20 protein-coding genes and 1 tRNA gene are annotated in these 23,001 nt (G+C 59.5%); 13 read left to right on the top strand and 8 right to left on the bottom strand.

Annotated elements, in window-relative coordinates:
• The first annotated feature begins 221 nt into the window (after positions 1-221).
• Positions 222-2,066, top strand: coding sequence for a methyl-accepting chemotaxis protein (locus tag JNB85_RS04645; protein WP_220333228.1), 1,845 nt, complete (start codon positions 222-224; stop codon positions 2,064-2,066).
• Here JNB85_RS04645 and JNB85_RS04640 read toward each other — a convergent pair.
• Positions 2,039-2,356 (bottom strand): hypothetical protein, encoded by a 318-nt coding sequence (locus tag JNB85_RS04640; RefSeq protein WP_223216431.1) that lies wholly within the window; start codon positions 2,354-2,356, stop codon positions 2,039-2,041. The two genes, JNB85_RS04645 and JNB85_RS04640, sit on opposite strands and share 28 nt — an antisense overlap.
• Before the next feature lie 14 nt (positions 2,357-2,370).
• On the opposite strand from JNB85_RS04640, the gene JNB85_RS04635 reads away from it, so the two are divergent.
• Positions 2,371-3,240, top strand: a complete 870-nt coding sequence (locus JNB85_RS04635; protein WP_220333227.1) for a LysR family transcriptional regulator — start codon at positions 2,371-2,373, stop codon at positions 3,238-3,240.
• An 11-nt stretch (positions 3,241-3,251) separates the two neighbouring features.
• Here the strand turns inward: JNB85_RS04635 and JNB85_RS04630 are convergent, their stop codons facing one another.
• The 3 genes from JNB85_RS04630 to aceA all read right to left on the bottom strand — a co-directional run bounded on the left by JNB85_RS04630 (position 3,252) and on the right by aceA (position 5,995).
• The gene (locus tag JNB85_RS04630; protein WP_220333226.1) at positions 3,252-4,352 is read right to left on the bottom strand and encodes a helix-turn-helix transcriptional regulator; all 1,101 of its coding nucleotides are present in this window, start codon (positions 4,350-4,352) and stop codon (positions 3,252-3,254) included.
• 103 nt (positions 4,353-4,455) lie between these two features.
• Positions 4,456-4,692, bottom strand: a complete 237-nt coding sequence (locus JNB85_RS04625; protein ID WP_183749012.1) for an SMc00767 family acetate metabolism repressor — start codon at positions 4,690-4,692, stop codon at positions 4,456-4,458.
• A gap of 13 nt (positions 4,693-4,705) precedes the next feature.
• Entirely contained in the window at positions 4,706-5,995 is a 1,290-nt protein-coding gene (gene aceA, locus JNB85_RS04620) for an isocitrate lyase (RefSeq protein ID WP_220333225.1), read from the bottom strand.
• Between the two features lie 179 nt (positions 5,996-6,174).
• On the opposite strand from aceA, the gene JNB85_RS04615 reads away from it, so the two are divergent.
• From JNB85_RS04615 to JNB85_RS04595, 5 genes are all read left to right on the top strand, one after another.
• Complete coding sequence (locus tag JNB85_RS04615; RefSeq protein ID WP_220333224.1) at positions 6,175-7,569, top strand: helix-turn-helix domain-containing protein; 1,395 nt, start codon at positions 6,175-6,177, stop codon at positions 7,567-7,569.
• Positions 7,570-7,696: 127 nt separating this feature from the next.
• Positions 7,697-8,794, top strand: coding sequence for a polyamine ABC transporter substrate-binding protein (locus JNB85_RS04610; RefSeq protein ID WP_220333223.1), 1,098 nt, complete (start codon positions 7,697-7,699; stop codon positions 8,792-8,794).
• An 88-nt stretch (positions 8,795-8,882) separates the two neighbouring features.
• Entirely contained in the window at positions 8,883-10,025 is a 1,143-nt protein-coding gene (locus JNB85_RS04605) for an ABC transporter ATP-binding protein (RefSeq protein ID WP_220333222.1), read from the top strand.
• Positions 10,026-10,029: 4 nt separating this feature from the next.
• Positions 10,030-10,941, top strand: coding sequence for an ABC transporter permease subunit (locus JNB85_RS04600; protein ID WP_220333221.1), 912 nt, complete (start codon positions 10,030-10,032; stop codon positions 10,939-10,941).
• Positions 10,942-10,944: 3 nt separating this feature from the next.
• Positions 10,945-11,763, top strand: a complete 819-nt coding sequence (locus JNB85_RS04595; protein ID WP_220333220.1) for an ABC transporter permease — start codon at positions 10,945-10,947, stop codon at positions 11,761-11,763.
• A gap of 68 nt (positions 11,764-11,831) precedes the next feature.
• Here the strand turns inward: JNB85_RS04595 and JNB85_RS04590 are convergent, their stop codons facing one another.
• Complete coding sequence (locus JNB85_RS04590) at positions 11,832-13,730, bottom strand: AsmA family protein (RefSeq protein ID WP_220333219.1); 1,899 nt, start codon at positions 13,728-13,730, stop codon at positions 11,832-11,834.
• Between the two features lie 162 nt (positions 13,731-13,892).
• Here JNB85_RS04590 and JNB85_RS04585 point away from each other — a divergent pair, with 162 nt between their 5' ends.
• Positions 13,893-15,845, top strand: a complete 1,953-nt coding sequence (locus JNB85_RS04585) for an acetoacetate--CoA ligase (RefSeq protein ID WP_220333218.1) — start codon at positions 13,893-13,895, stop codon at positions 15,843-15,845.
• A gap of 273 nt (positions 15,846-16,118) precedes the next feature.
• Here the strand turns inward: JNB85_RS04585 and JNB85_RS04580 are convergent, their stop codons facing one another.
• Positions 16,119-19,835 (bottom strand): ATP-binding protein, encoded by a 3,717-nt coding sequence (locus tag JNB85_RS04580; protein ID WP_220333217.1) that lies wholly within the window; start codon positions 19,833-19,835, stop codon positions 16,119-16,121.
• A 214-nt stretch (positions 19,836-20,049) separates the two neighbouring features.
• On the opposite strand from JNB85_RS04580, the gene JNB85_RS04575 reads away from it, so the two are divergent.
• From JNB85_RS04575 to JNB85_RS04555, 5 genes are all read left to right on the top strand, one after another.
• Positions 20,050-20,499, top strand: a complete 450-nt coding sequence (locus JNB85_RS04575) for a phasin (protein WP_183749022.1) — start codon at positions 20,050-20,052, stop codon at positions 20,497-20,499.
• Positions 20,500-20,626: 127 nt separating this feature from the next.
• Positions 20,627-20,703, top strand: a tRNA-His gene (locus JNB85_RS04570).
• Positions 20,704-20,927: 224 nt separating this feature from the next.
• Positions 20,928-21,167, top strand: coding sequence for a helix-turn-helix domain-containing protein (locus JNB85_RS04565; RefSeq protein ID WP_183749023.1), 240 nt, complete (start codon positions 20,928-20,930; stop codon positions 21,165-21,167).
• A 110-nt stretch (positions 21,168-21,277) separates the two neighbouring features.
• A complete protein-coding gene (locus JNB85_RS04560) occupies positions 21,278-21,715 on the top strand; it encodes a DUF4174 domain-containing protein (RefSeq protein ID WP_220333216.1) in 438 nt (145 codons plus the stop codon).
• A 30-nt stretch (positions 21,716-21,745) separates the two neighbouring features.
• Positions 21,746-21,916 (top strand): hypothetical protein, encoded by a 171-nt coding sequence (locus JNB85_RS04555; RefSeq protein ID WP_183749024.1) that lies wholly within the window; start codon positions 21,746-21,748, stop codon positions 21,914-21,916.
• Here JNB85_RS04555 and JNB85_RS04550 read toward each other — a convergent pair.
• Both JNB85_RS04550 and JNB85_RS04545 read right to left on the bottom strand, forming a co-directional pair.
• Positions 21,913-22,794 (bottom strand): LysR family transcriptional regulator, encoded by an 882-nt coding sequence (locus JNB85_RS04550; RefSeq protein WP_220333215.1) that lies wholly within the window; start codon positions 22,792-22,794, stop codon positions 21,913-21,915. The genes JNB85_RS04555 and JNB85_RS04550 overlap by 4 nt on opposite strands.
• Positions 22,791-22,928: a hypothetical protein gene (locus JNB85_RS04545; protein ID WP_220333214.1), complete on the bottom strand. Its 138-nt coding sequence runs from the start codon at positions 22,926-22,928 to the stop codon at positions 22,791-22,793. Before JNB85_RS04545 ends, JNB85_RS04550 begins: the two co-directional genes overlap by 4 nt.
• Between the last annotated feature and the right edge of the window lie 73 nt (positions 22,929-23,001).

Genomic DNA, 23,001 nt, shown 5'->3' with positions numbered 1-23,001 from the left:
CCATTTTCGGGGCCATTTTTGTTTTTGCTAAAATCTCTCTGAGGTTGTTTGAAATTGAATGGATTGAAATTTTCTGCCTCGGTGGCGGCTGCGATACTCGTCAAGTCATACTAAACTTGAAAAAACGCAAGTAAAGCGCCTCGCTCGGCCCGGTGTTAAGGAAAAATTTTCCCTAACGCATTCTTATGAACCTGATACCGTTGTGTTGCCAGAGGTTCCAGATGCTGCGTTTCTTTTCGACATCCATTGTGCGTCAGATCGTTGCGATGACGCTGCTTCTGCTTGCGGTCAGCACCGCAGCGATTGTCGGCGTGACCTATTACAATCTCGGCAGCTATGTCATGGATAGCGCTGTATCCGACGCGAAGGATGCAAGCCGCTCGATGGCGGTTCTCTATGGCGCAAGCGATGCTGATGTCCGTATCGATGTAAAGGACAACGTTCTGTCCGGCGTCACCGAAGACAAGATCCCCGCCTTCGGCGACTATTCGCTGGTTGATCGCACGGCGCAGTCGATCGCCGGCGTCGCCACCATCTTCGAAAAGCAGGGAGGCGATTACGTCCGCGTCTCCACCAATGTGAAGAAGGAAAATGGCGACCGTGCCGTCGGCACCAAACTTGCCGCGGATCATCCCGCTCAGCCTGTGCTCGCACAGGGTAATTCCTATTACGGTCCGGCGGACCTGTTCAGCCGCAAGTTCATGACGGGCTATTTCCCGGTCAAGAATCCGTCTGGCGCCACGATCGGCATCCTCTTCATCGGCATACCGATGGAAGTCTATTACCAGCGGATGAACGAACTGCAGACGCTGGTTCTCAGCGCTGGCGCTGTGGTGATGCTGCTCGTCGGCGTACTCGCTTTCTATGCGATCCGCCGTTCCGTCAGGCCGATGCAGGCGCTGACATCAAGCGTGCGTGCCATTTCGTCGGGTGATCTCGTCAGCGCCGTCCCCTGCGTCGAAAAGAAGAACGAATTCGGCGACATCGGCCGTGCGCTCGCTCTCTTCCGCGACAGCGCGGTCGCCCGGCAGGAACTTGAGACGCAGGCCGTCGAACAGCGCGCCCTGAACGAAGCCGAGCGCAGCCGCAACGATGCAGAGAAGCGCACGCTCGACAGCCAGATCGATTTTGCCGTCAATCAGCTTGCCGCCGGTCTGGGACGCCTGTCCCAGGGCGATATTTCGCAGACCATCGAAACACCCTTCGTCGGCCGGCTCGAACAGCTCCGCATGGATTTCAACAGGTCGCTCCTGCGCCTTCAGGATACGCTGACGCGCATTCGGGCAAGTGCAGCTTCCATCCAGCGCAACAGCGGTTCGGTTTCCGCCTCGGCTGACGAACTTTCCAAGCGCACGGAATCCCAGGCCGCAAGCCTTGAAGAAACGGCTGCCGCCGTCGAACAGATCACCGTTACCGTCCGCTCGTCGGCCGAACGCGCCCATGAGGCAAACAATGTCGTTGCCGCGACTAAACGGACGGCGGACGGTTCCGGTACTGTCGTCGGTGATGCCGTCGCCGCCATGGGCCGCATTGAAGACGCCTCGCAACGCATCGAACAGATCATCGTGGTCATCGACGACATCGCCTTCCAGACAAACCTTCTGGCGCTGAACGCCGGTGTCGAGGCGGCGCGCGCCGGTGAGGCGGGCAAGGGCTTTGCCGTCGTGGCGCAGGAAGTGCGCGAGCTTGCCCAGCGCTCGGCCAATGCCGCCAAGGAAATCAAGGCGCTGATCGACCAGTCGACCCGCGAGGTGAATGCCGGTTCTGAACTGGTGCAGAAGACCGGCAGCGTGCTCGCCTCGATCAGCCACGAGATCATCACAATCAGCGGCCATGTCGAGACCATCGCCACGGCGAGCCGCGACCAGTCTGCCGCCCTTCAGGACGTCAACAGTTCCGTCAATGCGATGGACCAAATGACGCAGAAGAATGCCTCCATGGTTGCCGAAACCACGCAGGCAAGCCGCCAGCTGGCGGAAGAGGCCGACATGCTGATGGCGCTCATCGAGCAGTTCCGCCTTGCCGAAGGCGCTGCCGCTCATGGCCGCGTGAGACAGGCGGCCTGATATTTGGATTCATTTCTGCCGGGCTGCACTTTTGTGTGCCCGGCGCCTCGATCTCTCGGCTCGGTCAGCCAGACGGCAAATCGCACCAAGGGGCTGCTTGCGACCGTATTGTAAAACGCGTCTTCGTCTTTAATCCGGTCGCGTCTTGTTTGCTGCAGCAATCTTGCCCGCTGCATCCGGCCAGCAATATCTGCGATCAGAAAACACTCCATCATCGTGATGTCCTTTCGTTTATGGACATCGATTGATCTACACATCAAAATTCGCTTCTTAAACAGGCGAAATCCCATTATGTTTTTCACTCATGAAAAGCGGCAATTGGGATTCCTATCAACTTTTCCTGCAGGTTGCCCGCAGCGGCGGCCTGACGGGCGCAAGTGCCGCCACTGCTCTGAGCCCGGCGACGATCGGCCGGCGCATGCTCGATCTCGAGCAGGAACTCGGCCGCGCACTCTTTCACCGCAGCCAGACAGGCTACCGCCTGACCGCTGATGGACAGACCCTCGTTGATCATCTGCAGGAGATGGAAGCCGCCGCCCGCAAGGTCGAAGCATGGCGGCAATCGTCCGAGGGTGGGGCCACCGTCAGGATCGCTGCCGGCACATGGATCTCTTGGCTGCTGACGGAGAATTTTTCGGCGATCCGCATGCCGGGAGACACGTTCGGCATCTCTCTGGCGATTGGCGAGGCGCGAGCGAACCTGAATTACCGGGAAAGCGATATCGGCATCCGCGCCTTCGAGCCGGAGGAAAGCAATCTCGCCGCCCGTCTGCTCGGCGAAGTCGCCTATGCCGTCTACATCAGACGCAATACCAACCGGGACGATATGAGATGGATCGCCGTCGGCGCGGAGGACACCATCTCCGCCTATCTGCGCTGGCCCTATCAGAATGCCGCATCCGCGATCGTCGCGACCGTCAATCGTCCGCGTTCCCTGCTGGATCTGGTGCGTGCGGGTGCGGGAAAGGCAGTACTGCCCTGCTTCGTCGGCGATCTCGATCCCGAACTGGACCGTTGCGGCGGCGAGTTGCCGGAACTGCGGCACCGCCAATGGATCGTCATGAATGCCGAGGATCGTCACCGCCCGGAAATCCGCACAGTCGCCGACCGAATGACGAAGCTCTTGAAAAGCTACACCGATCTCTTCGCCGGCAAGCGCGCCAGCCGCGGCTAGCCGGAACTGCGTTACGGCATCAGCCGCCGCACGAGCGCCACCTGGCTGTTCACCCCGAGCTTCGAATAAATGTTCTTGAGATGCGAACGCGCCGTCTCGTAGCTGACATCGTTCGTGCGTGCGACCTCGCGCAACGACAGGCCCGCCGCGATGCCGGCAGCGATCCGCATTTCCGCCGCCGTCAGCTGGTCGATGCGCGGCAGGGCGTCGTTGAGATCGGGCCGTAGTGGAACGCTCGTCCGCTCGATGATCATCGCCACCGTCGGTCCTTCGAGAAATTGAGTGATGAAATCCGATTGCATCTTCACCAGCGTGCATTTGAAGCCGGTGTTCTTCATCCTGATTAGCGTGCTCGCCGGAGAAGCTGCCTGCAAGCGGTTGCGCAGCAGCACCGACAGACGGGAGGCGAGCTCCCTGTCATCGATGACGATCCGCCCGGTCGAGGTGACGCCGATCGTCTCGCCCTCGGCGACTATCCGCTCCGCTGCATTGTTGAGCGAGCGGATCGTCTGATCTTCGCCGATATAGACGATGCCGACGCCGATCGCATCGAAGAGCGCCAATCCGTTTTCATTGTTATGAGGATTGCTGTGCTCGCGGCGAATGAAGTCAAAGGCGCGCCGCAGATGCGGCGCCAGGTCGGTGAGCAGTTCGGCATTGCCGCGATTTAAATCCGGATCGGAAGACGAGGTCAGCATCGAAAGGTTGAAGGAGCGCCCGCGCTCGCGCATGATCGTCACGCCGACGCTGCTTTCGCAGCCGATCCATCTGATGTAATCGCTGTAGAATTCCGTCTTGAGGAGCTGCTCGCGCGGCAGCATCTGATCGGCGATCACGCCAAGGCCGATCGGCCGAGTGGCGGCGCGCGGCATCCACGGATTGATGGCCGCGTAATGGCGGTTATAGGCCTCGCTTTCCTTTTCCGCGAAACCGGAGGAAAGCGAAAGGCCGCCGGTGCGCGCGACGACATCGTGGAAAAACAGCGTCGACTTGGCGTCAGGCATCGTCGCCGTCAGCGCGTCGAGAAAGGCTTGCCACGACGTCTCGCCGAACAGCGCGCCATAAATCAGATCGGTCAGAATGTTGAGTTTTGCGTGCGGCGAACCGGGCATATGCATTCCGTTCGAAGATATGCTCGACTATGACGCGACTCCGCCAGGCTGACAATTGCGTCAAATAGCGTAGGTCCGGTGGTCTTTACCACCGGACCTATGCCTAATTTCTGTTTGCGACGATGACGGGGATCAACAGATCGCCCCAGTTGCCGTCGCCGCCATGATGCCGGGCGGAGCGCACCAGCTCCACCGAAACACCGGCCTCGACCGCCTTCATCACCGACTGGTTCAGCCTGTGCAGATCATTGGCGAGCATGCGGATCACCGTCTGCTGGTTATCCGTCATGCTGCTTGCCTGTTCTTCCGTCCGTTCGCGGACGCGTGCGATGGATGCCATGTTTTGTCCTCCTCTACTCGGCAGCCGGTTTGAACTGGGCGTGTTCGGTTGATTCTCCCATGGCCGTCGTCGAAGCACGCCCGCCCGATATCGCCAGCGACACGGCATCGAAATAGCCGGTGCCGACTTCGCGCTGATGTTTGGTGGCGGTATAGCCGCGTGCTTCCGCAGCAAATTCCGCCTGTTGAAGCTCGCAATAGGCTTCCATCTGCCGCTCTCGATAACCGCTGGCGAGCTCGTACATGCCGTAGTTCAGCTGATGGAACCCGGCGAGCGTGATGAACTGGAACTTGTAGCCCATGGCGCCGAGTTCGCGCTGGAACTTGGCGATCGTCGCATCGTCGAGATTTTTCTTCCAGTTGAAGGACGGCGAGCAATTATAGGCGAGCAGCTTGCCGGGATGCACTTTGTGGACACCTTCGGCAAAGCGGCGTGCTTGTTCCAGGTCAGGCTTCGACGTCTCGCACCAGATGAGGTCGCAATGGCTCGCATAGGCGACGGCACGCGCAATGCAGGGTTCCAGCCCGTTGCGCACCTGGTAGAAACCCTCGACCGTGCGTCCGGCATCGTAATCGACGAAGGGCTGGTCGCGCTCGTCGATGTCAGAGGTCAGAAGTTTGGCCGCTTCGGCATCGGTACGGGCAATAACGAGCGTCGGCACGCCCATGACATCGGCCGCAAGCCGCGCCGCGTCGAGATTGCGGATATGAGCGGCGGTCGGGATCAGCACTTTGCCGCCAAGATGGCCGCATTTCTTTTCCGAAGCCAGCTGATCTTCGAAATGAACGCCGGCTGCCCCCGCCTCGATATAGGCTTTCATGATCTCGAAAGCGTTGAGCGGTCCACCGAAACCGGCTTCGGCGTCAGCGACGATGGGCGCAAACCAAGTCTCGACTGAAAGCCCCTGACCTTCCGCCGTCTCGATCTGATCGGCGCGCTGGAGTGTCCGGTTGATGCGTTTTGCGAGCTCCGGCCCGGCATTGGCGGGATAGAGCGATTGATCCGGATACATTGCCGATGCCGTGTTCGCGTCGGCGGCGACCTGCCAGCCGGAAAGATAGATCGCCTGCAGCCCGGCGCGTACCATCTGCATGGCCTGGTTGCCGGAGAGCGCGCCGAGCGCGTTGACGAAGTTCTCCTCATGCAGAAGCCGCCAGAGACGGGCAGCCCCCATTTCAGCCAACGTGTAGCGAAGCGCGACGGAGCCGCGCAGACGCTCTACATCGGCGACGGAATAGGGCCGTTCGATACCGTCGAAACGGCCACCGGGGGCATTGCGGATGAGTTTGTAAAAATCTGTCATGTAAATCTCCTCTAGGACTTCGACGCCTGAGCGCTGATGACAGGATTTACAAAAACGCGGAAATTATCCAGAAAAACCTTTGAATCAAGGTGAGGAAAGAGGTTAGGATGAGGAGGATTTACAGACTTGTTTTGTAATTTTGTAAAAACTTGTAAAGATCGACATGTAAAGGATGTGACATGGCGGAACGGAAGATCTTTGCGGGGCCGAAAGTCAGGCGTATCCGCAATGCGCTGGCATTGACGCAGACTGCTATGGCCGAGGCGCTGGAGATATCGCCCTCCTATCTGAATCTCATCGAACGCAATCAGCGCCCGTTGACGGTGCAACTGCTGCTCAAGCTCTCTTCCGTCTACCGCATCGATCTTGAGGAACTACAGGGCGAAACTGCCGGCGGCCTTGGTCAGCTGAAGGAAGTGTTCGCCGATCCGTTGCTGTCGGGTGAGTTGCCGGGTGATCAGGAGCTTGTCGAAGTGGCCGATGCCGCGCCGAACGCGGCCGGCGGGGTGATCAAGCTCTACCGCGCCTATCGCGAGCAGGCCGCCCGGCTTTCCGACCTGACCGCCTTGATGGCGGGGGACGACCGTGTGCCGGTCGCTTCCGGCCGCCTGCCCCTGGATGAGGTGAGGGAGGTGCTGGAGCGCCGCCCCGCTTATTTCGCCGACATCGAGGCGGCGGCCGAAAGTTTCGCCAATGGGCTTGTTGCCGGCGGTGACCTGAAGGACTGGCTGAAGAACGAGCGCGGCATCGCCACCCGCATCCTGCCTGTCCACGTCATGCCGGATCTGCGTCGCCGCTTCGACCGTCACTCGATGCGGCTTTTTTTGTCCGAGCGCCTTTCGCGGGCCGATCAGGCGCAGGAGATAGCCACCGAAGTCGCAAGGCTCGCTCTGCGGTCCCAGATCGAAGCCGCGCTCGACGAGTTGCCCTTGTCTTCCGATGAGGCGCGGCGCATCGCCCGCTTCGAACTTACGCGCAGCGCGGCGCTCGCCTTGCTGATGCCTTACGGGGCCTTTCTTCTTGCCGCACAGAATACCCGATACGACATCGATCTCATCCGTGCCCGTTTCGCTGTCTCCTTCGGCCACGCTGCGGCGCGCCTCGTCATGCTGCAGCGTCCCGGTGCTGCGGGCATTCCGTTCTTTCTCATGGAAATTGATGCCGCAGGGCATGTAATCCGCAAGGCAGGTGCTCAAGGCTTTCCTCAGGCACGCTTCGGCGGCAACTGTCCGAAGCTCAATGTCCATGCAGCCTTTCAGGAGCCCGAAAGGATATTGGCCGAGACGGTCGTCATGCCCGATGGTTGGACTTTCCTGACGATCGCACGCACGCTGGAAGGGCCTGTTGTCGGATTCGGCGAACGGTTGCGGCGCACGGCTCTGCTGATCGGCTGCGATGCCGCCCTGCGCGACAGTCTGGTCTACGGTCGAAGCGATGCTTTACAGGTCGCCGTCGGCCCCGCCTGCCGCCTTTGCGAGAGGCGAGGATGCCTTTCGCGGGCCGAGCCGCCGCTCACCCGTCCACTCGCACTGGACGAGACTTCTGCCGGCCTTGGAAGCTTCGATTTTCAGTGAGTGTGAAATCGTTGACACTGCAGGATTTTGCGCTTGTAGGCTCAGAAATTCCTTTCTAGTCTGCGTTCAAACCAGAGGGAAGAAGAGGTGTCCGGTGGCGCGACGCCTTTAAGAAACAGGAGATATTATGAGGTCAAGAATCGCCAGCCTGACGGCAGTTGCCGTTGTCGCTCTCCTTGCTGCCGCGCCGGTCTTCGCGCAGGAGCGCGTGGTCAACGTCTACAACTGGTCCGATTATATCGACAACTCGATCCTTGAGGACTTCACCAAGGAAACCGGCATCAAGGTTGTCTACGACACGTTCGATTCCAACGAGACCGTGGAAACCAAGCTGCTCGCTGGAGGCACGGGTTACGACGTCGTCGTTCCGACAGCCGACTTCCTGCAGCGCCAGATCCAGGCCGGCGTCTTCCAGAAGCTCGACAAGTCCAAGCTCCCGAACCTTTCTAACATGTGGGATGTGATCCAGCAGCGCACCGCCGAATACGACCCGGGCAACGAATATGCTGTCGATTACATGTGGGGTACCGATGGCATCGGCTACAACGTCAAGAAGGTCGCCGAGATCCTCGGCTCCGATGCCAAGCCCGGCCTTGAAGTGATCTTCGATCCGAAGGTTGCGGCAAAATTCAAGGATTGCGGTATCTATGTGCTCGATACGCCGAAGGACGTGATAACCACGGCGCTGCGATATCTCGGCCTCGACCCGAACTCCACCAAGGCCGAGGATTTCAAGAAGGTCGAAGAGTTGCTGACGGCCGCTCGCCCCTACATTCGCAAGTTCCACTCGTCCGAATACATCAATGCCCTTGCCAATGGCGATATATGCATCGCCTTCGGCTATTCCGGCGACATGCTGCAGGCCCGCGACCGCGCGGCCGAAGCCAAGAATGGCGTGGAGGTCAACTACTCGATTCCTGTGCAGGGTGCACAGATGTGGTTCGACATGATGGCGATCCCCGCCGATGCCAAGCATGTGGCCGAAGCGCATGAATTCCTGAACTACATGATGAAGCCGGAAGTCATCGCCAAGGCGAGCGACTTCACCTTCTATGCCAACGGCAACAAGGCCTCGCAGCAGTTCGTCAGCAAAGAGGTGCTGGAAGACCCGGCCGTCTATCCGACGGATGAGGTAATGAAGGGTCTTTTCACGGTGCGGCCGTGGGATCCGAAGACCCAGCGCACGGCGACGCGAATCTGGACGAAGGTCGTCACTGGCCAGTAAGACGATACCAGGCCCGGACGGAAACGTCCGGGCCTTTCAATTACCGGCCTGGGGAGGCCGGCTGAAACCGTGTATTTCGGGGAATAATATGAAGTCTCTCGGCAATATCCGCCGCGCGTTCGCGCCATGGACCGATCCGTCTGCAAAACCCTTCATTGCTTTTAGGAATGTCACCAAACGCTTCGGCGATTTTACTGCCGTCAATGACCTGTCGCTGAATATCTATCACCGCGAGTTCTTTGCGCTGCTTGGCGCGTCCGGCTGCGGCAAGTCCACACTCTTGCGCATGCTGGCCGGATTCGAGCAGCCGACGTCGGGTGAGATCGTGCTCGATGGCGCCGATCTCGCCGGCACGCCGCCCTACAAGCGGCCGGTCAACATGATGTTCCAGTCTTATGCCCTTTTCCCGCATATGACGGTCGAGAAGAACATTGCCTTCGGCTTGAGGCAGGATGGAATGCCGAAGGACGAGATTGCTGAGCGCGTATCGCAGATGCTCAAGCTCGTGAAGCTCGAGCAGTTCGCCTCCCGCAAGCCCAACCAGCTCTCTGGCGGTCAGCGTCAGCGCGTGGCGCTCGCCCGTTCGCTCGCCAAGCGCCCGAAGGTGCTGCTGCTCGACGAGCCGCTCGGCGCGCTCGACAAGAAACTGCGTGAGGAAACCCAGTTCGAACTGATGGATCTGCAGCAGAACCTCGGCCTCACCTTCGTCGTCGTCACCCACGACCAGGAAGAGGCGATGACGATGGCCGATCGTATCGCCGTCATGAGCCATGGCAAGGTGGTACAGGTGGCAACGCCTGCCGAGATCTATGAGGCACCGAATTCACGCTTCGTGGCCGATTTCATCGGCGACGTGAACATCTTCGACGGCAAGGCGACAAGCACAGGAAGCGGCGCACTTGAGATATCAGTCGAAAGCGGCTTCTCGATCCGCATCGCCACCACTGAGGCGCCTGCTGTCGGCGACACGGTCGGCTTTGCCATTCGCCCGGAAAAGATCCGCGTCACGCGTGCAGCACCCGCCAATGCCTCGTTCAATGCCGCCAAGGGCGAGATCTGGGATATCGGTTATCTCGGCGACATGACCGTCTTCCATATCAGGCTGCCGAGCGGAAAATTCGTCAGAGCCTCCTCCCTCAACGCACAGCGTTCCGTCGACGACCCCTTCACCTATGATCAGGAAGTCTGGGTGTCCTTCGATGAGGATGCCGGCGTGCTGTTGAAGGATTGAGCCTATGGGAACGTTTGCCTCACGCTTCTACAACCGCCTCGTGATCATCATTCCCTATGCCTGGCTGCTGCTCTTCTTTCTGGCGCCGTTCTTCATCGTCTTTCGGATTTCGCTGTCGACGACGGCAATCGCCATTCCGCCTTATGAGCCGGTGTTTTCACTTGCCGATGGCTGGAGCGGTTTCTGGAGCAAGGTGGCGACCTTCTCTTTCGACAATTACGGCTATCTGACGGACGATCCGCTTTACTTCAACGCCTATCTGTCGAGCGTCATCATCGCTGGGATTTCCACATTCCTGATGCTGTTGATCGCCTATCCGATCGCCTATGGCATGGCGCAGGCGCCGCGTACCATTCGCCCGACGCTGCTGATGCTCGTCATCCTGCCGTTCTGGACGAGCTTCCTGATCCGCGTCTATTCCTGGATCGCAATCCTGAAGCCGGAGGGATTGCTCAACCAACTCCTCCTGTCGCTGCACATCATCGACAGCCCGCTGATCATCCTCAACACTAATACGGCCGTCTATATCGGTATCGTTTATTCCTATCTGCCCTTCATGGTGCTGCCGCTCTATTCCGCTCTCGAAAAGATGGATGGCACGCTGATCGAGGCGGCGCAGGACCTCGGCTGCACGCCGATCCGGGCATTCTGGCGCGTCACTTTCCCACTATCGATCCCCGGTGTGATTGCCGGCTGCATGCTGGTCTTCATTCCGGCTGTCGGTGAGTTCGTCATCCCCGATCTTCTCGGCGGCTCGCAGACGCTGATGATCGGTAAGACACTCTGGAGCGAATTCAATTCCAACCGCGACTGGCCGGTCTCTTCGGCCGTAGCAACGATCCTGTTGCTGATCCTGGTGATCCCGATAGTCTTCTTCCAGAACGCGCAGGCCAAAGCCGAAGAGCGGGGGAGATAAGTCATGCTGAGGTGGACCCGCTTCAATATCATCTCCGTGGTGCTCGGCTTTGCCTTCCTCTACTTGCCGATCGTGCTTCTTGTCGTCTTCTCGTTCAATGAGTCGAAGCTCGTCACCGTCTGGGGCGGCTTCTCCGCCAAATGGTATGTCTCGCTGCTTTCGAACCAGGCTTTGCTCGATGCCGCATGGGTGACGATCCGCGTCGGTCTGCTTTCGGCCACGTTCGCGACCATCCTCGGCACGATGGCGGCGCTGACGCTGGTGCGCTACACGCGCTTCCGGGGCCGCATGCTTTTCTCGGGAATGGTCTATGCGCCGCTTGTCATGCCCGAAGTCATCACCGGCCTGTCGCTGTTGTTACTCTTTGTGGCAATCGGCCTTGACCGCGGCTTCTGGACCATCACTCTGGCGCACACGACGCTGACCATGTGCTTCGTTGCCGTCGTCGTGCAGTCACGGCTTCTGAGCTTCGACCAGTCGATCGAGGAGGCCGCTCAAGATCTCGGCGCCCCGCCGGTCAGAACCTTCTTCGAGGTGACGCTGCCGATCATCTCGCCTGCCGTATTTTCCGGCTGGGTCCTCGCCTTCACCCTGTCGCTAGACGATCTCGTGATTGCGAGCTTCACATCAGGACCGGGCGCAACCACGCTGCCGATGAAGATCTACAGCCAGGTGCGTCTTGGCGTCACGCCTGAAATCAACGCGGTCTGCACCATCCTGATTGCCATCGTGACGGTTGGCGTCATCTGCGCATCTGTCGTCACCAAGCGTCGCGAAGTGCAGCGCGAGCGCGATGAGAGGGCCGCGGCGGCGAGCGCTTAAGAGTAATTCCGGCGAAGTGTGTAGCGGATTTGCGTCCGGAAATGCACTGGAATTGACCAGGAAAGGCGCTAAGGCTGGGTTTTCGCGGGTGCGTTGAACAGCGGCACCGGCGAAATGACAGGGTTCGGCCACGAGCCGCCGATGAAGAAGGGCAGGCGCGGCAGATCGACCGCTTTTGCCGGATCGATCGCTTCCAGTACACCGGAGAGCGCAAGCCCGTTCGACTGATAAGTGATGACGCCTGATAGTGTCAGCGTCTGATCGGAGCCGGCAAATCGCGCGTCGTGGATTTCCGCGGTGCCATTGGCAAAGTCGGCCCGAAGATCGAGCTTGCTGAAAGCGAAGGATCCGTTTCCGGTGGAGCTTAACGCGAAGAACGGCTTCTGCGCTGCCTGGGTGCGAAGTGCATAGACGTCGATACCGGGAATGGAGCCCGATGCCGTCCAGAACCGGAGCTTGCCGGTTACATCGGCAAGTCCCGTCGTCCAGATCGCCTTCGGCGTCTCCAGCGAAAGGTCGAGGGAGCCGATCGCATGCGGCAGCGGCCCCTTGAGCTGCAATTTCTCGGCCAGCGCATTGAAGTCCGCATTGCGGATCGAAAGCTGCAATTTGCCACCGCCATCGAAATCGCGGCGGGTCGCCTCCAGATGGGCAGTCATCTCGCCGCCCTCGAACTGGCTTTCGCCGATATCGAATTTCGCCTCCTCGCCGGCGACAATCACGCTGGCGCCGACGTCCGCAAGCAAAAAGATCCCCATCTGCGCCTGTCGCGCGGAAAGCCGGACGTCCAGATCGAGAAGTTGCAGCGGTCCGAGAGGGCTTGGTAGCAGCATGTCGCCCAGACCGCCGGCGGCAAGTCGGAGAGCGAAAGCGTCGAGGAACGGCTTGAGGTTCATCTGGTCGAAAGCAAGCGTCCCGCCGATCTTCGGCCGCTTGCCGGGTGCGACGGTGAAATCCATCACGCCGGTGGCGCTCGCATCGTTCAGCGTCATGCTGACATTGTTGAAGCGGAAGCCGTTTGACACCGACGACACATCCGAGGTCATCGAGGCGCTCTTCAGCGACTCGATTCCCGGTATCGATCTGCCGGACCATTTCAAGAGGGCCGGCACGTCCGGAAAGCTGGCGTTGATATTGCCTGAGACCGAGGACAGGCTCACCATGCTGCCGACGCCTTGAAAACGCGCGGTCAGCAGATTGGAAGCGATCGAGGCCTTCATCTCGGCATTCCTGCCGGCGAAGACGAGCAGCGGTGCGGCCGAGGAAAAATCGATCTTCAGGTCCTGGCCGTTGAATCGGGCGATGAGGACGGCCGAAATTGCCTTCGACAGCTTCGGCCAGGCGATATCTGCTGCGACACTGTCGAAGTGGTAGACATTGCCTGTCTGCGTATCCGTCAGGGTCAGCGTGCCGTCCTCGACGGTCACGGCGCCGATATCGGCATCAAGCTTCGGAGCGAGAATCTCGGTGCCGTTGTTGTCCTGCACACCTGCGATGGCTCGCGCCAGAAGGCCGGCATAGCTCCAGTCGATAAGGCCGTTCTCGTCACGCGTCAGCGAGAGGTTGGGCCTTAGCAGGTGAAATTCGTGGAAGCGGGTATGGCCGCGCAGCGCATCGATCAGGCTGAAATCGGCTGAAAGGCTCTCGATGCGGCCGAGCAGTTTGTCGCCGCTTCCGCGCGGCTGGCGGATGGTGACTTCGTTGAGCGTAATGCGTGGCGTCGGCCAGAATTCGAGGACTGGATTGCCCTTGATCTCCGCGTGATAGCCCGTCCATTTCGACAGGGCATCCTCGATGCCCGAGCGCACGAAGCCGGTGGAAATAAGATAGGGAGCGGCGATCCTGAGCGCGAGGAAGAAGGCAAGCCCGATTAACAACATGATGGTGGAGACACGGGCAAATGCCGGCAGCCAGCGCGAGACGGGGCCGATTCTTTTTCGCCATCTGCCTTGTCTTGACGTACTCATGAGCTCCGCCGGAATTTCAGCCGGTTACCCGTTATTTTCTGATTTTGCCGGATATATGAAATACCGGGCATATGCAAATCCCACGCGTGGCGGATCGCGTCGCTGCACACTTTATAATGCAATGCAGCATGCTATAAGTTCCGGATTGGGGAGGAGGATTGAATGCAGGAAAATCAGCCGCTTTGGACGCCCACGGAAGATGGGATCGAAAATAGCCCGATCCATGCTTTTATGCAGCGCTGCAACGGAGACTTCGGTCTTGCCTTGAAAGGCTTTGAGGATCTGCATGCCTGGTCGATCGCCGATCGGGAGAGTTTCTGGTCGGCCTTGTGGAATTTCTGTGGCGTGAAGGGAGAGCGCGGGGCGGATATTCTCTTGAACGGCGACCGCATGCTGGAAGCGCGCTTCTTTCCTGAGGCGCGCCTGAACTTTGCCGAAAACCTGCTGAGCGGAGGCGGGCCGGGCGATGCTGTTATTTTCCGCGGTGAGGACAAGGTCGAAGACCGCTGGTCGTGGGATCGCCTGCGCGCGCTCGTATCGCAGCTCCAGCAGGGTTTTCGCGCGCTCGGCATCGGCGAGGGCGACCGTGTTGCGGCCATGATGCCCAATATGCCGGAAACGATAGCTGCCATGCTGGCGGCAACCTCGATCGGCGCCATCTGGTCGTCCTGTTCGCCCGATTTTGGCGAGCAGGGTGTGCTGGATCGTTTCGGTCAGATCGCGCCGAAGCTGTTCATCGCCTGCGATGCCTATTGGTATAACGGCAAGCTGCAGGACGTGAAGTCGAAGGTGGCTAATGTTGCAAAGAGCCTCGGTGTGCCGACCATTGTCGTTCACTATGCCGGCGATGCAGAAGAGGTCGCGCGCGAAACCGTCGGTGGCAAGACGCTTGCCGAATTCATCGCTCCCTACGAGCCGAAGCAGATCGACTTCGTCCAGCTACCCTTCGCCCATCCGGTCTACATCCTGTTTTCCTCGGGCACGACAGGCGTGCCGAAATGCATCGTGCACTCGGCCGGCGGCACGCTTCTCCAGCATCTGAAGGAGCATCGCCTCCACTGTGGCCTGCAGCCCGGTGACAAGCTTTTCTACTTCACCACCTGCGGCTGGATGATGTGGAACTGGCTGGCGAGCGGCCTTGCTTCCGGTGCCACGCTCTGCCTTTTCGACGGATCGCCTTTCGCGCCTGATGGCAATGTGCTTTTCGATTATGCGGCCGAGGAGAAATTCGCGATCTTCGGGACCTCGGCCAAATATATCGACGCGGTGCGCAAGAGCGGACTGACGCCGCGCACGAGCCATGACCTTTCGAGCTTGCGGCTGATCACCTCCACCGGCTCGCCGTTGTCGCCTGAAGGTTTCGCCTTCGTCTATGAAGGTATCAAGGAAGACGTTCAGCTTGCCTCGATATCAGGGGGCACGGATATCGTCTCTTGCTTCGTGCTCGGCAATCCGCTGCAGCCCGTCTGGCGTGGTGAGATCCAGGGAGCAGGTCTCGGCCTTGCCGTCGATGTCTGGAATGACGAAGGCAAGCCGGTCCGGCAGGAAAAGGGCGAGCTGGTCTGCACCAAAGCCTTCCCGTCCATGCCGGTCATGTTCTGGAACGATCCTGACGGCGCGAAGTATCGGGCGGCTTATTTCGAGCGCTTCGACAATGTCTGGTGCCACGGCGATTTCGCCGAATGGACCGAACATGGCGGCCTTATCATTCACGGCCGTTCGGATGCGACGCTCAATCCTGGCGGCGTGCGCATCGGTACGGCGGAAATCTACAATCAGGTCGAACAGATGGAGGAGGTCGTCGAGGCGCTCTGCATCGGTCAGGACTGGGATGACGACGTGCGCGTCGTGCTCTTCGTCCGGCTGGCGGCTGGCGTGGTGCTGACTGAGGACCTGGTAAAGGCGATTAAGACTCGCATCCGTGTCGGCGCCTCTCCGCGTCATGTACCGGCCAAAATCATTGCAGTCGCGGATATCCCCCGTACCAAGTCCGGCAAGATCGTCGAACTTGCCGTGCGCGAGGTCGTGCATGGCCGGCCCGTTAAGAATCAGGAGGCGCTTGCCAACCCCGAGGCGCTCAAGCTTTTTGCCGGGCTGGAAGAGCTAAAGCTTTGAAAGCGGCCGCTAAACTATAAGCTTTTGCCGTTGATCAATTCCGCGTTTTGGAAACCTTTCGTTAAGAAAGGTTTGTCAAAGGTGAAGCCAACTTGGAGACCATACATGAAGAGATGGTCTGGAACTGCGGTTCCCGAAACATGACGTTGATCGTCTAAGCTCTTGTTTTACCAGCACCAACTCTCGAAGGCAGCCATTGGCTGCCTTTTCTTTGGCGAATAATTCCAGCAAAGTTAGAGCGGTTTTGCGTCCGGAACGCGCGAAAATAAGTGCTTAGCCTGCCAGCACACGCTGCGACGGGAAGGTGATTTCCACCAGCGTGCCTTCGTTCGGCGCAGAATTGATCGAGAAAATTGCTCTGTTGGCATCGACCATTGCTTTAGTCAGCGGCAGGCCGAGACCGGTGCCATCGCCGCGATGGCGTGACTGCGTGGATGATACCTGGCGGAATGGCTTCATCGCCTGGTCGAGTTCGCTGCGTGTCATGCCGATGCCGGTATCCCGCACCCGCATCGCCACGCTTCCGTTCGCCTCATAGGAGGTGGAAACGACGATCTGCCCGCCCGACGGTGTGAAGCGGATAGCGTTCGACAGGATGTTCAGCGCGATCTGCTTGATCGAACGCAGGTCGGCCACAACATCGGGCACCGACTGCGAAAGGGCAGTGCGGATGATGACCCGCTGGCTGTTTGCCTGCGGCTGCACCAGGGCCACCGCTTCCGAGATTGCTTCGTTGAGGCCGACGGAGGCGAAGTCGAGATCCATCTCGCCCGCCTCGATCTTGGAAATATCGAGCAGGTCGTTGACGATGTCGAGAACATGCCGGCCGGAACGGCCGATGTCGTTTGCGTATTCGATATAGCGTGGATGGCCGATCGGCCCGAAGCGTTCGCTCGCCATCATGTCGGAAAAGCCGATGATGGCGTTGAGCGGCGTGCGGATCTCATGGCTGACGCGCGCAAGGAAATCCGTCTTGTGAGCATTGGCGGTTTCGGCCGCACCCTTGGCATTGCGCAACTCCTCTTCCGTGCGCTTCCACTGGGTGATGTCACGGATGACGGCGCAATAGCCGTTGGATGAGGTAAGGCGACCCATGGTCATGAACAGCGGTACGAAACCGCCGGCGGCCTCGCGGCCGATCACCTCGCGTCCGTCGTTCAGCACGCTTGCAACACCGTGGCCGGAAAGCCCGTGCAGATAGTCGAGCACCGCCCTCTGGCTCTCATGGGCAAACAGCATCGCGAAGGGTTTGCCGCGCGTTTCCTGTTCGTCATAGTTGAAGAGGGCGCTTGCCGAGCGGTTCATCGAGCGGATATCGCCTTCCGTGCCGATGACGACGACGCCGTCGGTTGCCGTCTCCAGGATCGAGCGCAGTTCCTCCACTTCGACCTGCAGCTTGGCAACCTTCTCCACCATGCGGTCGGAGCGCTGATCGAGGCGGATAACCTCGCCTTTGCTTTCTTCCCGGTTTTCGACCGGCATCAGCGCCAGCATCAGGGCGTTGGAATCTTCCCAGCGAACCGATTGCAGACGGGCCGTGACCGGCACCAGCCTGTCATCGGCTTTGACGAGCATCATCGTGCCTGCACCGTTTTCGAGGTCGTGGCGCTGCAGCAATGCATCGATGCCGCCAACTTCGGAGAGGGCTTCGACGGAATCGTAGCCTGTCAGCCGCAGGAATTCCGGATTGCCATGGATCAGCTGATCGCCGGCATGGATCAACACGGCAACAGGCAGCAGATCGACGGTCGCAGCCGAAAGTCCGTCCGTCATCTTCACGCGCGGCGGAATGAAGCTGGTCAGAACCTCGATCTGGCTGACGGTCTCCTGTAGACCTTCGGTCACGTCGTCTTCGGCTTCGTCCGCGGGAATCTCCTCGGCCTCGGCAGCAGCCTCTTCCGGCAGCGGTTCTGCTGCGGCTTCGTAGATTGCTTCCTGAGGCGCGGTCTGCTCGACGGCGGAAGTTTCAGCAACGACATCTTCGACTGTCGCTGCCTGTTCGACATCAGGTTCCGGCTGAGGGGCTGCGACCGGCTCTTCGCTGCGCGCGCCGAAGGCTTCGAGGCGCTTGGCGATCTCGCGGAAATTCGCCTGCTCGGCAGCCGTCAGGCCGTTGCTGGCACTGTGCAATTGCACGACCTTGTCGGTGAAACGGCGGCTCGGCGTTTCGGAAAGGCGCAGCACCGGTGGCTCCTCCCGCTGTTCGGCAGCATCAGGCTCAGCGGCGGATTGTTCCTCGGCGACAGGTTCTGCTGCTGCCGTCTCTTCCGGGTTGGTTGCCTCTGTCGCGGCTTCCACTTCAGATCCAGTGTCCTCTTCGACATTAGGCTCTGGATTCATTGCATCTTCGGCCTGCGGCGCAGCTTCGGCAATTTCTTCAGACTGCTCTTTCGGCAGTTCAGCCGCTTCCGGCGCGGTTTCATCGACCGGGCCACGATAGGCGGCATCATGACCAATGCCGTCGGGCCCGAGCGTCAGCCCGAGCGCCAATGGATCTTCCTGGGCGTCCGACAGGCGCACGACGCCGAAGCCGCGGAAGCCATCGAAGTCGCGGTTGCGCGTATAGGTCGGCAGGGCGGCGAGATCGACAGGCACGACCAGGCTCGTGCCTTCGATCGGCCAGTAAATCGTCTTGCCTGACCAGGTGTCGCGTCGCGCTAAGGCTTCGGAGAGCTTTGATTCCGGATCGAGGTTGAAGAGGGCGGCAACGTCCGAGAAAGCGCTGCCGACGATATTGCTCGCATGCGGGCCGACGGACTCGGCAAATTCATGCGAAACTTCGCTGAAGCGGCCTTCCGCATCGATCTTCCAAACGAATCGGGTGGCGCGGCTGTTCGGCTTAAAGACGAAGCTGCTCTTCGCCGCCGCTGCGAGCTCCTCGGGTACAACGGGTGCTGCTGCGAAGTTTTCGGCGACGGAAGTGGCAGGCTCAGCCTGCTCGACCACCGGAGCCTCCGCGCTTGTCTCTAAGATTCCTTCCGCCGAGGTCAAAGCTTCGTTCGGCTGATCCGCCGGGTGCTCACCGGAGTCTGCTGCGGCTGTTTCGGGCTCGGAAATGCTTTCATGTGCCGACGGTTCGAACTGGGCCTCGACTTCGACCGGCTCGTTCATTTGGACCGGTTCCTCGGGCTCCCCCGTAATGTCCTCCAGCGTCTCCTCGACCTCTTCGATACCGGAGACGGCGTCGATCACTTCGGCCTCGGTAAAGCTGGCCATAGGCGCGATGACACCGGCGATTTCATCCGCTGCGGCGTCTTCTGACGTAATTTCCTGCGGCGCAGGCTCTTCGGCCTTGGCGGAGGGCTCGATCGGATCGAGATGACCGATCGACGTTTCGACGGCGAAGAGAAGGTACAGTGCGGGCTCGTCGTTGAGTTTACCGACGGCAGCCGGCAAGTGGCCACGGCCGGTCGCAACCGGGCGCTTCACCAGCCGGTCAGGATGAGCGCCGGCAAGCGCGATGAGCGTTCTTGCCGCCTGCTGTGTGATGCCGAGCAAGGCGAAACCTGGCGAAGCGGCAATGACTTCGCCCTCGGCCCCGATCACAGCCATATGCGTATCCGGGTCATCGAGGCCCTGTAGCATCTGCGCAGCGCTTGCGCCTGCCGTCAGCGGCCGCGTTGAAACCGGAACGGAAAACAGGATCGCTTTCTCACCCGATGCGAGGCGGATGAGCTCCGATGATGCCGGGGCCTGAACGCGCTGGAAGCCCTTGGCGATACGAATGACAAAGGTTTTCTGGTCGCCGATTTCACCAAGCTGACGGGCAGTCGCCTCGAGTTGGCGGAAGGTGATGTCGGCGCGGCTGACGCCCTGATCGAGCAGATCATAGACAGCAGTATGGCCAAAAAGCTCAGCACCCGCGCCGTTTGCCCACAGCAAGCGGGAAAGGTCGCCGGAGAACAAAACCATGGCTTCGCCACGCGAAAATCGTTCACGAACCCGCTCATGAACGGCAATATCGATGAACGGATACTGGACTGCGGGCATGATCGAACCTGTCGCTTTCGGCCTCTTAGAATTAACTGCTTATTAATAACTGCAGGTCTGCGACCGGTCCAGAAGAGCGGGGAGCTTTCGGCCGGGAAGGTTAACGTATTGTGCGCCGCACAATGATGTTGCAATGCACAATTAAATGCTGTATATAAGATTTATCCAATTTATCACGGGCACGAGCTTTGCCCATCTTAAAGGACGCTATCCGATGGCTACCATAAAGACCGACGACGTTTTTTCAATTGCCTCTTTTGACCCGAGCAAGCTGGCCGAGTCCTTCCGCGACTTCGCCGAAAAGGGGGCTCAGCAGTCGAAGGAAGCCTATGCCAAGCTGAAGTCTGCAGGCGAAGAAGCCAGCAAGACGCTGGAAGCAACGGTGCAGACCGCGCAGGCCGGCAGCGTTGAAATCGGCCTCAAGGCAGTCGACGCGCTCCGCATCAATGCTGAAAGCTCGCTGTCGCACATGGAAGCGCTGCTCGGCGTCAAGTCCGTTGCCGAATTCTTCGAGCTGCAGACCTCTTTCCTGCGCAAGCAGGCTGAGATCACCATCGAGCAGGCGAAGTCGCTGCAGGAAACCACCAAGCAGGTTGCCGAAAAGGTTGCAAAGCCCTCCAAGGAAGCCGCTGAAAAGGTCATGGCATCCTTCAAGGCTGCTTGATCGACCATCCATATGCAATAAAGGCTGGACCGTGTGTTCGGCCTTTTTGTATATTGAGGGCAAATCGGGGCTTGAATTAAAGTTCAAGTCCTCGTATGTGACCCCCGTCGCGTCGAGCGCGGCATGTGCGGTTGTAGCTCAGTTGGTTAGAGCGCAGGTTTGTGGCACCTGAGGTCGGAGGTTCGAGACCCCCCAACCGTACCATTCTCTCCCATAAGTTGGTCTTCCTGTTCGGAAATGCACGGCATCGGCGCTTTTTGTCGTCAAAATGATGCCTCCTCGCATTTTGCTATTGCCGTTAACATTGGTTTACCTATTTATGTGCGGTGCGATGCAGCAATTGCCCAATCTTTCCGCTGCATTGCGAAATGCTGGCGGCTTGCCGCCTGGGGGTAGGGACAGTCCACCGAGGCATTAAGGAGAATTTGATGTCCATTTCTGTTCAGAATATAGAGGAATCGACCGCTGTTTCCCCGATTGACGTGGCAGCTGCGGTTCGGGACGCACGCAGTGCGGTTGGCTACAGCATCGAAGATCTCGCAGTTACCTGCGGTCTGGCCAATGGGGAAATCCTCGAAATCGAAAACGGCGAAAGTGCCGATCCGGCAAAGCTGAAGCGCATCGCAGCAGCCCTGCAGGTTCCGATTTCTGCTTTTCTGCATATTTGACTGTGCGACAGGGCCGATCAGCATTTTCTGATCGGCCGTCGTGCCCTTTATCAGACATGGTTGGAACTCTTGCGCCTCCCGCACCGTTCACCGGTGACGGGAGTATGTGTATGTCCAAGACCCTTCTTTACGGCGCAACGAAGATCGACGAGACGAACGCCGCCTATGCGGCGGTTGCTACCATCGAACAGTTCCAATGGAAGAACCGTGTCTTCATTGTGTTTGCCGATGCGGATAATTCCCGCGCTGCCCGTCAGGAAAATCAGTTGCTTGCCGATCGGGTCGCCCTTGATGAGCGGGATATGATTGTTCTCAAGCTTGTTGGATCGAGCATCAAACCGTTGTTTGGAAGCGGCGACGGGCTGAACGGTGAAGCGCTTCGAGAAGAGCTGGAAGCGCCTGAGACAGGAGAATTTGCCGCCTTTCTGGTCGGTAAGGATGGAGCGATCAAGCTGAAGGCCAGCGAGCCGATCAGCTCCGGCGAACTTTTCGCCATTATCGACAGCATGCCCGTGCGCGCTGGCGAAACCGTCAGGCCCGAAAAATAATCCGATATCGTCATCGTAAAGGAGCCGGCCATGTCCGTCCCCAACGAACCTATTCCCGACCAGCCGCCGATGCCTTCGCCGGGCTGGAAGCCGGAACCGCCGATCAAGGAGCCGGAGCCCGATCGCCTGCCCGATGAAACGCCGCTTCCCAATCCCGATGAGAATGAGGAACCGGCGAAACATCTCCGAACTGGGTATTAGAGGAAGATCTGCCTCTCCTCGTCGACGAGTTCCTGCAGGAAATCGATGACGCTGCGCACGCGCACCAGATCACGCGCGCTTTCGTGATAAGTCGTCCAGTAGGCACGGCGAATGGACACCTGCGGCAGGATGCGAACCAGTTCCCGGTATTGCCGGGCGATATAGTCATGCAGGATGCCGATGCCGGCACCGGAACGTACGGCTTCCGTCTGGCCGATCGCCGTCGAGATCTCAAATCCCGCATCCCAGCTGCGCATCACCTCTCCGGAGAAGTTCAGGGAAGCAGTAAAGATCAGGTCTTCGACGTAGCCGATGCGCGGATGGGCCTTCAAGGCGTCGACATGTTCGGGCTTTCCATGCTGCGCCAGATAGTCCCGCGAGGCGTAGAGGCCGAGCGTATAGTCGGTCAGTTTGGAGGAAACGAGCCGTCCCTGTTCCGGCCGTTCCAGCGTGATGGCGATATCCGCTTCACGCTGCGACAGCGAGAAGGAGCGCGGCACCGGCACGAGCTGGATCTTCAGTGCCGGATGACGCTCGATCAGCCTGCCCATGCGCGGCGCAAGAAAGGAAACGCCGAATCCGTCGGGCGCGCCGACCCGCACCGTTCCGGCAATTGCCGTATCGGTGTGTCCGAGATTGGCCTGCGCGGCAAGCATCTCCGTTTCCATCCGCTCAGCGGAGGCAAGAAAGATTGCGCCTTCGGCGGACAGCTCGCAGCCATTCGTCCGGCGTATGAAAAGCCGCGTTTTCAGCGCCTCCTCCAGCGAGGTCAGTCTGCGCGAGAGCGTGGCGTGATTGAGCCCCAGCCGTTTCGATGCGGCAAGGATCTGTCCGGCGCGGGCGACGGCAAGGAAAATGCGCACGTCATCCCAGTTCATGGCCAGGAATGCATCGCGATGGGATCGACGTCTATGAGCGTCAGCGCTGTCACCATGCCTGGCGCGCGATAGGCTTCGATCGAGCCTGGCTCGATCTCCAGTTCCGCTATTCTGGCGATAGGTTTCCCGCTCATCCGTTTGACCCTCCCTTTGACTTGTCCGTGTACCGTGCCAAGTTTGGAGAAGGAGCACCGTTCACAGCAGTAG

Source organism: Rhizobium mesosinicum, assembly GCF_019511345.1.
GTDB classification, from domain to species: domain Bacteria; phylum Pseudomonadota; class Alphaproteobacteria; order Rhizobiales; family Rhizobiaceae; genus Rhizobium; species Rhizobium mesosinicum.
This window is presented reverse-complemented; position numbering and strand designations above follow the sequence as displayed.

Bases quoted from the DNA above. Each gene is read 5' to 3' on its own strand.
- JNB85_RS04645 (WP_220333228.1), top strand. From the start codon at position 222: ATGCTGCGTTTCTTTTCGACATCCATTGTGCGTCAGATCGTTGCGATG.
- JNB85_RS04640 (WP_223216431.1), bottom strand. From the start codon at position 2,356: ATGGGATTTCGCCTGTTTAAGAAGCGAATTTTGATGTGTAGATCAATC.
- JNB85_RS04635 (WP_220333227.1), top strand. From the start codon at position 2,371: ATGAAAAGCGGCAATTGGGATTCCTATCAACTTTTCCTGCAGGTTGCC.
- JNB85_RS04630 (WP_220333226.1), bottom strand. From the start codon at position 4,352: ATGCCCGGTTCGCCGCACGCAAAACTCAACATTCTGACCGATCTGATT.
- JNB85_RS04625 (WP_183749012.1), bottom strand. From the start codon at position 4,692: ATGGCATCCATCGCACGCGTCCGCGAACGGACGGAAGAACAGGCAAGC.
- aceA (WP_220333225.1), bottom strand. From the start codon at position 5,995: ATGACAGATTTTTACAAACTCATCCGCAATGCCCCCGGTGGCCGTTTC.
- JNB85_RS04615 (WP_220333224.1), top strand. From the start codon at position 6,175: ATGGCGGAACGGAAGATCTTTGCGGGGCCGAAAGTCAGGCGTATCCGC.
- JNB85_RS04610 (WP_220333223.1), top strand. From the start codon at position 7,697: ATGAGGTCAAGAATCGCCAGCCTGACGGCAGTTGCCGTTGTCGCTCTC.
- JNB85_RS04605 (WP_220333222.1), top strand. From the start codon at position 8,883: ATGAAGTCTCTCGGCAATATCCGCCGCGCGTTCGCGCCATGGACCGAT.
- JNB85_RS04600 (WP_220333221.1), top strand. From the start codon at position 10,030: ATGGGAACGTTTGCCTCACGCTTCTACAACCGCCTCGTGATCATCATT.
- JNB85_RS04595 (WP_220333220.1), top strand. From the start codon at position 10,945: ATGCTGAGGTGGACCCGCTTCAATATCATCTCCGTGGTGCTCGGCTTT.
- JNB85_RS04590 (WP_220333219.1), bottom strand. From the start codon at position 13,730: ATGAGTACGTCAAGACAAGGCAGATGGCGAAAAAGAATCGGCCCCGTC.
- JNB85_RS04585 (WP_220333218.1), top strand. From the start codon at position 13,893: ATGCAGGAAAATCAGCCGCTTTGGACGCCCACGGAAGATGGGATCGAA.
- JNB85_RS04580 (WP_220333217.1), bottom strand. From the start codon at position 19,835: ATGCCCGCAGTCCAGTATCCGTTCATCGATATTGCCGTTCATGAGCGG.
- JNB85_RS04575 (WP_183749022.1), top strand. From the start codon at position 20,050: ATGGCTACCATAAAGACCGACGACGTTTTTTCAATTGCCTCTTTTGAC.
- JNB85_RS04565 (WP_183749023.1), top strand. From the start codon at position 20,928: ATGTCCATTTCTGTTCAGAATATAGAGGAATCGACCGCTGTTTCCCCG.
- JNB85_RS04560 (WP_220333216.1), top strand. From the start codon at position 21,278: ATGTCCAAGACCCTTCTTTACGGCGCAACGAAGATCGACGAGACGAAC.
- JNB85_RS04555 (WP_183749024.1), top strand. From the start codon at position 21,746: ATGTCCGTCCCCAACGAACCTATTCCCGACCAGCCGCCGATGCCTTCG.
- JNB85_RS04550 (WP_220333215.1), bottom strand. From the start codon at position 22,794: ATGAACTGGGATGACGTGCGCATTTTCCTTGCCGTCGCCCGCGCCGGA.
- JNB85_RS04545 (WP_220333214.1), bottom strand. From the start codon at position 22,928: ATGAGCGGGAAACCTATCGCCAGAATAGCGGAACTGGAGATCGAGCCA.